The sequence below is a fragment of the Streptomyces sp. B93 genome (assembly GCF_018070565.1).
Lineage (GTDB): Bacteria > Actinomycetota > Actinomycetes > Streptomycetales > Streptomycetaceae > Streptomyces.
The window spans coordinates 1-6,971 of record NZ_JAGPXL010000096.1 but is presented as its reverse complement, the minus strand read 5'-3'; the positions used below and the strand labels follow the sequence as shown (position 1 = coordinate 6,971).

General features: G+C 73.3%; 7 protein-coding genes. 4 read left to right on the top strand and 3 right to left on the bottom strand.

The window, feature by feature from the left end; genetic code table 11:
• Window positions 1–352 precede the first annotated feature (352 nt).
• Entirely contained in the window at window positions 353–1,978 is a 1,626-nt protein-coding gene (locus KBY47_RS35895; RefSeq protein ID WP_210928805.1) for a FadD3 family acyl-CoA ligase, read from the bottom strand.
• A gap of 100 nt (window positions 1,979–2,078) precedes the next feature.
• Between KBY47_RS35895 and KBY47_RS35890 the strand changes: the two genes are divergently transcribed.
• From KBY47_RS35890 to KBY47_RS35875, 4 genes are read left to right on the top strand one after another with little or no spacing between them, the layout of a single operon-like run.
• A complete protein-coding gene (locus KBY47_RS35890; protein ID WP_210928804.1) occupies window positions 2,079–3,227 on the top strand; it encodes a lipid-transfer protein in 1,149 nt (382 codons plus the stop codon).
• Between the two features lie 11 nt (window positions 3,228–3,238).
• Window positions 3,239–3,658, top strand: coding sequence for a Zn-ribbon domain-containing OB-fold protein (locus KBY47_RS35885; protein WP_210928803.1), 420 nt, complete (start codon window positions 3,239–3,241; stop codon window positions 3,656–3,658).
• Window positions 3,655–4,428 (top strand): enoyl-CoA hydratase/isomerase family protein, encoded by a 774-nt coding sequence (locus KBY47_RS35880; RefSeq protein WP_210928800.1) that lies wholly within the window; start codon window positions 3,655–3,657, stop codon window positions 4,426–4,428. Before KBY47_RS35885 ends, KBY47_RS35880 begins: the two co-directional genes overlap by 4 nt.
• A gap of 33 nt (window positions 4,429–4,461) precedes the next feature.
• Window positions 4,462–4,839 (top strand): nuclear transport factor 2 family protein, encoded by a 378-nt coding sequence (locus KBY47_RS35875; protein ID WP_210928798.1) that lies wholly within the window; start codon window positions 4,462–4,464, stop codon window positions 4,837–4,839.
• Window positions 4,840–4,870: 31 nt separating this feature from the next.
• Here KBY47_RS35875 and KBY47_RS35870 read toward each other — a convergent pair whose 3' ends face one another.
• The gene (locus tag KBY47_RS35870) at window positions 4,871–5,407 is read right to left on the bottom strand and encodes a hypothetical protein (RefSeq protein ID WP_210928794.1); all 537 of its coding nucleotides are present in this window, start codon (window positions 5,405–5,407) and stop codon (window positions 4,871–4,873) included.
• A gap of 173 nt (window positions 5,408–5,580) precedes the next feature.
• On the bottom strand, window positions 5,581–6,971 hold a 1,391-nt coding region (locus tag KBY47_RS35865; RefSeq protein ID WP_247695757.1), incomplete at its 5' end, for a PQQ-binding-like beta-propeller repeat protein.

Sequence of the window (6,971 nt, the reverse complement as noted above, 5' to 3'; positions counted from 1 at the left end):
CCGATAGCCGCCAAGCCCATCCCGGCGTGCCGCCACCCGCCTGACGCGCAACCGCCCACCGGGCCGCCACCCGCTGAACCCGCCCGGCGTGCAGGCGAGACGCCGACGCGCCCCCTCAACCCCGGCCCGCCACGCAGCCCACCCGCATGGCCAACACGGCCTGGCCCCCCGTCTTTCCGGGCCGTCCGCTCGCTTCTCACCCGGGCTGGAGCGGGCCGGGGTCAAGGGGCGGCCGCAGGCCGATCGGCGCAGCCGACGCGGAGCGTAGCGGAGCGCCCTTGAGGCCGGGTCGCGGAAGCACGACACTGGCAAAGAAGCGGGCGGCCCCAACGGTAAGCAAGTCAGTGGGCCTTCAGTCAGCGCCGCTCCGTGCCCTCAGTTCCGCCTTCAGTACCTTGCCGCTGGCGTTTCGGGGGAGGTGGCGTACGAATTCCACCTCTCGGGGGACCTTGTAGTTGGCCATTTCCCGGCGGGACCAGGCGATCAGGTCGTCGGCGGTGAGGGTGGAGTGGGGGGCGCGGACGGTGTAGGCCTTGGGGACCTCGCCGAGGCGGGGGTCGGGGATGCCGATCACCGCGGCCTCCGTCACGTCCGGGTGGGTGCACAGGACCTGTTCGATCTCGGCGGGGTAGGCGTTGAAGCCGCCGACGATGAACATGTCCTTGATGCGGTCGGTGATGCGCAGGCGCCCGGTGTCATCCAGGACGCCGACGTCGCCGGTGTGGAGCCAGCCGTCGGGGCCGAGGACCTCGGCGGTGGACGACTGGTCCTCGTAGTAGCCGCGCATGACGTTGAAGCCTCGGACGAGGATCTCGCCCGGTTGGCCGGGGGGCAGGGGCTTGCCGTCCGTGCCTACGACCTTGATTTCCGTGCCGGGGATCGGGGGGCCGGACGTTGAGGCGATGGCCGTTGGGGCGTCGCCTCGGCGGCACATCGTGACGATGCCGGTTGTTTCGGAGAGGCCGTAGGCGGTGAGGACGGTGGCCACGCCGAGTTCGTGCCGTAGGCGTTCCACCAGGCTGAGGGGGACGACCGCCGCGCCGGTGACCATGAGGCGGAGGGAGCGCAGGTCGTGGGACGTGCGGGTGGGGTGGTCGAGGAGGGACTGGAGGAGGGTGGGAGGGCCGGGGAGGACCGTGACGGCCTCGGAGGCGATGTTGGCCAGGACCGTGTCGACGTTGAACACCGGCTGGGGGATCATCGTCGCGCCCCGGGTCAGGCAGGCCAGGACGCCCGCCTTGTAGCCGAAGGTGTGGAAGAAGGGGTTGACGATCAGGTAGCGGTCGCCGTGGCGCAGGCCCGCCAGGTCGGACCAGGTGTCGAAGGCCCGGAGGGTCTGGGCGTGGGTGATCATCGCGCCCTTGGGGCGGCCGGTGGTGCCCGAGGTGAAGGTGATGTCCGACAGGGCGTCGCCGGTCACGCCGGCCGTCCGGGCCCGCACCTCGGGGGTGCTGACGGCCTCGCCGCCGGCCAGGAAGTCCTTCCAGGTGGCGTACTCGGGTGGGGCGTCGTCGGAGAGGACCACGACCTGGCGGAGGGAGGGGAGGCCCTGCGACGACGTTGCCCGGCGCAGGGCCGCGACGTAGGAGGTGCCCAGGAAGGTGCCCGTGACGAAGAGCAGGCGGGTGCGGCTTCTGCGGAGGATGTCAGCGGCCTCGGCGCCCTTGAAGCGGGTGTTGAGGGGGACGAGTACGGCGCCCGCCGACACCGCGCCCAGGGCCGCGACGATCCAGTCCAGGGAGTTCGGGGCCCAGACCGCCACCCGGTCGCCGGGGGTGACGCCGTGGGCCATGCAGGCGGCCGTGGCTCGGTCGACGCGGGCGCCCAGTTCGGCGTAGGTGATGCGGGTGCGGCCGTCCACGACCGCCTCGGTGTCGGCGTACCGTTCGGCGGCCGAGTGGATCAGCTCCGGGATGGTGTTCCAGGTGCCCGGTGTCCCCCGGCCCTCGTCGATGTCCTCGCCGCGCTCCGCCTCCATCGGGCATCGCCTCCTCCGACGCATAGCTGACTGACCGTCAGATTAGCTGTAATCTGACGGTGTGTCAGCCGCCTGGTTCCCGTCCGCGGAGGTGCCCGTCATGCCCGGTCTCAAGGACGCCACCGCCATCGTCGGCATCGGGCAGACCCCCTTCGCCCGCCGCCTCGACGACGACGAACGCACCCTCGCCTGCCGTGCCGTCCTCGCCGCCCTCGACGACGCCGGGATCGCGCCCGGCGAGGTCGACGCGCTCGCCTCGTACACCATGGAGGAGACGGACGAGGTGGAGCTGGCCAAGGCGGTCGGGTTCGGGGACCTCACCTGCTTCGGCCGCGTCCCCTACGGGGGCGGCGGTTCCTGCGCCACCGTCGCACATCTCGCCGCCGCGATCGCCGCCGGGCAGGCCACGGTCGGGGTCGCCTGGCGGTCCCGGAAGCGGGGCAGCGGGCCACGGCCCTGGACGAACACCGCCGTCCAGCTCCCCACGCCCGCCCAGTGGACCCGGCCGTTCGGGCTGCTCAGGCCCGTCGACGAGATAGCCGTACTGGCCCGCCGATACCTGCACGAGTACGGCGCCACCCGCGACCACCTCTTCAACATCGCCCTCGCCTGCCGCAACCGGGCCAACCAGAACCCCGCCGCGATCATGTACGACCGTCCCCTCACCCGCGAGATGTACATGACCTCCCGGTGGATCAGCGAGCCCCTCTGCCTCTACGACAACTGCCTGGAGACGGACGGGGCGTTGGCCTGTGTCGTCGTGTCCCGGGAGCGGGCGCGTGACTGCCGTCGGCCGGCCGTGTACGTGCACTCCGCCGCCCAGGGGCTGCCCGCCCAGCATCACGGCATGGTCAACTACTGGAACGACGATCCCCTCACCGGGCCCGCCTGGACCGCCGCCCGGCATCTGTGGAAGCACTCCGACCTCACCCCGCAGGACGTGGACGTCGCCCAGATCTACGACGCCTTCACCCCGCTCGTCCTGCTCTCCCTGGAGGGGTACGGCTTCTGCGGGCGCGGGGAGGGCGGGGCCTTCACGGAAGGGGGCGCCCTGGAGACCGGAGGGCGGCTGCCCCTCAACACCGGGGGCGGAGGGCTCTCCGAGGCCTACGTCCATGGGTTCAACCTCATCAACGAAGGGGTCAAACAGCTCCGCGGCACCAGCACCGCCCAGGTCCCGGGCGCCGCCACCTGCCTCGTCACCGCGGGGGAAGGCGTCCCCACCTCGGCCCTGCTGCTCAGGAAATGAGGGAGGTTCTCATGCTTGAGCCCGTCGTCGACCGGGACGGCGCCCCCTTCTGGCGCTACGCCGCCCAGGGTGAGCTGCGCGTCCAGGCCTGCGCCGACTGCCACGAACTCCGGTTCCCGCCCCGGCCCTGCTGTCCCCACTGCCAGTCCTTCGGCACCGAGTGGCGTGCCGTCGGCGGGCTGGGGCGGGTCTGGTCGTACGCCGTTCCGCATCCGCCGCTGCTTCCCGGGTACGCGGAGCTGGCGCCGTACGTCGTGATCGTGGTGGCGCTGGAGGAGGCGCCGCGGATCCGGGTGGTGGGGAATCTGGTCGCCGCCCCGGGGGCGCCGATCAACTCGCTCGCCCCCGAGCGGGTGCGGATCGGGGCCCGGGTCCGGGCCGTGTTCCCGGAGGGCGGGCTTCCGCAGTGGGTTCTGGAGCGGGCGTCATGAGTCTCGGGGTCAGGGTCGACAAGGGGTCCGGGGTCGCGGTCGTCACCCTGGACCGGCCCGGGCGGCTGAACGCCCTCGATCTGGCCATGGCCGGCGAACTTGCCGACGCCTGGCGGGAGTTCCGGCACGACGACGCCGTGCGGGCCGTCGTGCTCACCGGGGCCGGGGAGCGGGCGTTCTGTTCGGGGATCGACCGGGACGTGGTCGTGCCGCAGCCCTCGTCACCGTACATGGTGGACGATCCGCTGCTCGGGGTCGGGCCGAAGGCGAACGGGCTGTGGAAGCCGGTCGTGGCGGCGGTGTGCGGGGTCGCCTGCGGCGGGGCCTTCTATCTGCTCGGGGAGTGCGAGTTCCTCGTCGCCGATCCGACGGCCTGCTTCTTCGACCCGCACACCACCTACGGGATGGTCAGCGCATACGAGTCGATGCTGATGGCGGCGCGGATGCCGTACGGGGAGGTGGCCCGGATGGCGCTGATGGGGGCCGCCGAGCGGATCGGGGCGCGGCGTGCGCTGGAGATCGGGCTGGTGTCGGAAGTGACGGAGCCGGGTGGGGCGTTGGACGCGGCCGTGGCGCGGGCGACGGTGATCGCCGGGTATCCGCGCGCCGCCGTCGAGGGCACCGTGCGGGCCCTGTGGGCGTCCCGGGAGGCGTCGCTGGCCGCGCTGTTCGCGCAGGCGCCGCACCTGGTCGCGCTCGGCAACGCGCCGGCCGGGCGGCAGGCGGAGTTGTTCGGGGGGCGGCGGCGCGGGGAGTTCCGTACGCGGTGAGTGTGTGCGGGAAACGCCTGGTATTACTGGGGCATGCAGGAAGAGACCGCGCGGTCGGCGATCGACACGTTCATCTCCGCGTTCAACGCCTCGGACGACAGCTATGTGACCGCCCTGCTCTCCCAGGCCCTGACCTCGGACGTGGTCTTCTGGGGGCCGCTCGGGCGCAGTGAGGGCATCGAGGCGGTCGAGCGGTTCGTGCTGGACATCCGGCGCCACCCGGCGGGGACGGGCACGATGGTGCGCTGCTCGGCGGTGGACATGCCCGACGAGTGGGCCCGGTACCAGTGGGTGTTCACCACGCCGGACGGTGGGCCCCGCCTGGCGGGCACGGACGTCGTCCATCTGCGGCGGAGCCTCATCGACCAGGTGATCGTCTTCGCCGGGGAGATCGAGCCGTCCGCGCCCTGAACGCCGGGCGTCCTAGGGGCGGTTGGGGTGGTCAGGCGACCGCGGGGGCCAGTTCGTCGGCCTCGCAGTGGTCGACGTCGGCCGCCTCGGGTTCGGCGCTGCCCAGGTCGATCCGGACGGTGGCCGTGTCGAGGGCGGGGACGTCGACGGCCTGGTGCTGGGCGATGATGCCGGTGCCGGTGGCGTCCTCGAAGGTGAGGCTGACGGTGAAGACGCCGTCGGTGGTGTTGGGGTTGGTGACCTCGACGGTCGCGTAGGGCTGTTCCGGTGTGGCGCAGCTGACCAGTTCGACGGCCGCGGCGTTGAGTGCCGGGGTCTCGGCGCTGCCGCCGGAGGCGTCGCCGCCGCCCGAGCCGCTGCCGCCGTCGTAGTCGTCGTCATCGTCGTCGTGTTTGCCGACGGACGACGAGCTGTCGTGGTCCTGGCCGGAGCTGCTGCATCCGCCGCCGCCCGAGTCGCCGTCGCCTCCGGAGCTGCCGTGGCCGCGGCCCGTGGAGAATCCCGTCAGTGTCAGGACGACCAGCGCCGACACCGCTGTGAGCTTGAGTGCGCTCCCCCGAATCTGCATGGCCCACACCCTAGCCAGCGGTCTGTCACGGCCATGTCACCGCATGGCGACCGGACCGTACCCGGCGTACCGTCAGGGACGACGGCCGCCGTCCGGGCCCCCTTCCGTACGCCGGCACGACGGCCGTCCCGCCAGCGCTCCGGTACTACGGCCGTCCCGCGCCCGGGGCGGGGTCAGCCGCGTGCCGTGCCCGTGCCCTTCTCCGCGTCCAGCGCGTAGACGCAGCGGTCCTTGCTGCACGCGTACACGATGCCGTCCTTGACCACCGGGGAGCCGGTGATCTCGCCGCCGGTGGCGAGCTTCCAGCGCAGTCGGCCGTCGTCGGCCTTCAGGGTGTAGAGGAGGTGGTCGGTGGAGCCGAAGTGGATGCGGCCCTCGGCGACTGCCGGGGTGCCGACGATGTCGCCGCCCGCCTGGAAGCGCCACTTGGGGGTGCCGGTGACCGCGTCCAGGGTGTAGAGGCCGGTGCCGCTGCCGACGTGGACGTGGCCCCCGGCCACCAGGACGGGGTCGGTGGCGGCGCGGGCCTCGGTGGCGATCCGCCAGCGGTCACGGCCGTCGGTGGCGTCGAGGGCGTAGACGGTGCCGAGGTAGTCGGCGAGGTAGACGCCGCCGCCGGTGACCGCGGGGCCGGGGACGAAGGCCGGCGGGCTGAGGAAGACCGCGGGCGCCTCGAAGTGCCAGCGGACGTGGCCGGTGGCGACGTCGGCGGCGATGACGCGGGTGCCCGCGCAGACGTAGACGTGGCCGTCGGGGGCGTGGGTGACCCGGACCGGCACCCCGCCGCAGGAGGCGGCGTCGCCGATCGGGTAGGACCAGCGCTCGTCGCCGGTGCGGGCGTCCAGGGCGCGCAGCCGGGCCTCCTGCCAGACGAAGACCGTGCCGTCGTGCAGGGCGGGTCCGGCCTCCGGTGTCTCGAAGTCGGTCTGGCAGCCGGTGACCTCCCACAGCTTCTGCCCGCTGGAGGCCTCCCAGGCCTGTACGCCGCCGCCGCGGGTGCCGGTGACGACGGTGCCCCGCTCGGCCTTGAGGGCGTACACCCAGGCGTCCGTGGACAGCCGCCACAGGTCGGTGCCCTCACGGGCGTCGAGGGCGTACAGGGTGGGCCCGTCGGAGGCGTGGATACGGCCGTCGGCGACCGCCATCGACCAGGCGACGTCCCGGGTCTTGAAGCGGCGTCTGCCGGAGGCGACGTCGAGGGCGTGCACCTCGAAGGAGGTGACGTAGACGAGGTCACCGGCGACGGCCGGGGTGCCCCAGACGTCGTTGGACATGCGGAACCGCCAGGGGCGCCAGCCGGTGGCCGACGGGTCCGGCGCGGCCGGGGGTGCCGCGGCCGTGCGGTCGGCGGCGCCGGGTACGGCCGGGTCGGCGCCGTTGACGCCGGGGTGCGGCTTGGCCCAGGAGGCGGCGAGGCCTGCTTCGGCCGGGGGTGCCTGGACGGCGGCGGCACGGGCGTCGGCGACGCGGGGTCCGGGGCCGATGGGCACCCGGGCTCCGGCCAGCCGGACCGGGCCGCCGTCGGGGGCGCCGACCGGCGCGGGGGCGGGGGCCCGGTCCGGCT

What these genes read in the sequence shown, in the direction of transcription:
- KBY47_RS35895 (WP_210928805.1), bottom strand. Translation starts at nt 1,978, where the DNA reads ATGGAGGCGGAGCGCGGCGAGGACATCGACGAGGGCCGGGGGACACCG.
- KBY47_RS35890 (WP_210928804.1), top strand. Translation starts at nt 2,079, where the DNA reads ATGCCCGGTCTCAAGGACGCCACCGCCATCGTCGGCATCGGGCAGACC.
- KBY47_RS35885 (WP_210928803.1), top strand. Translation starts at nt 3,239, where the DNA reads ATGCTTGAGCCCGTCGTCGACCGGGACGGCGCCCCCTTCTGGCGCTAC.
- KBY47_RS35880 (WP_210928800.1), top strand. Translation starts at nt 3,655, where the DNA reads ATGAGTCTCGGGGTCAGGGTCGACAAGGGGTCCGGGGTCGCGGTCGTC.
- KBY47_RS35875 (WP_210928798.1), top strand. Translation starts at nt 4,462, where the DNA reads ATGCAGGAAGAGACCGCGCGGTCGGCGATCGACACGTTCATCTCCGCG.
- KBY47_RS35870 (WP_210928794.1), bottom strand. Translation starts at nt 5,407, where the DNA reads ATGCAGATTCGGGGGAGCGCACTCAAGCTCACAGCGGTGTCGGCGCTG.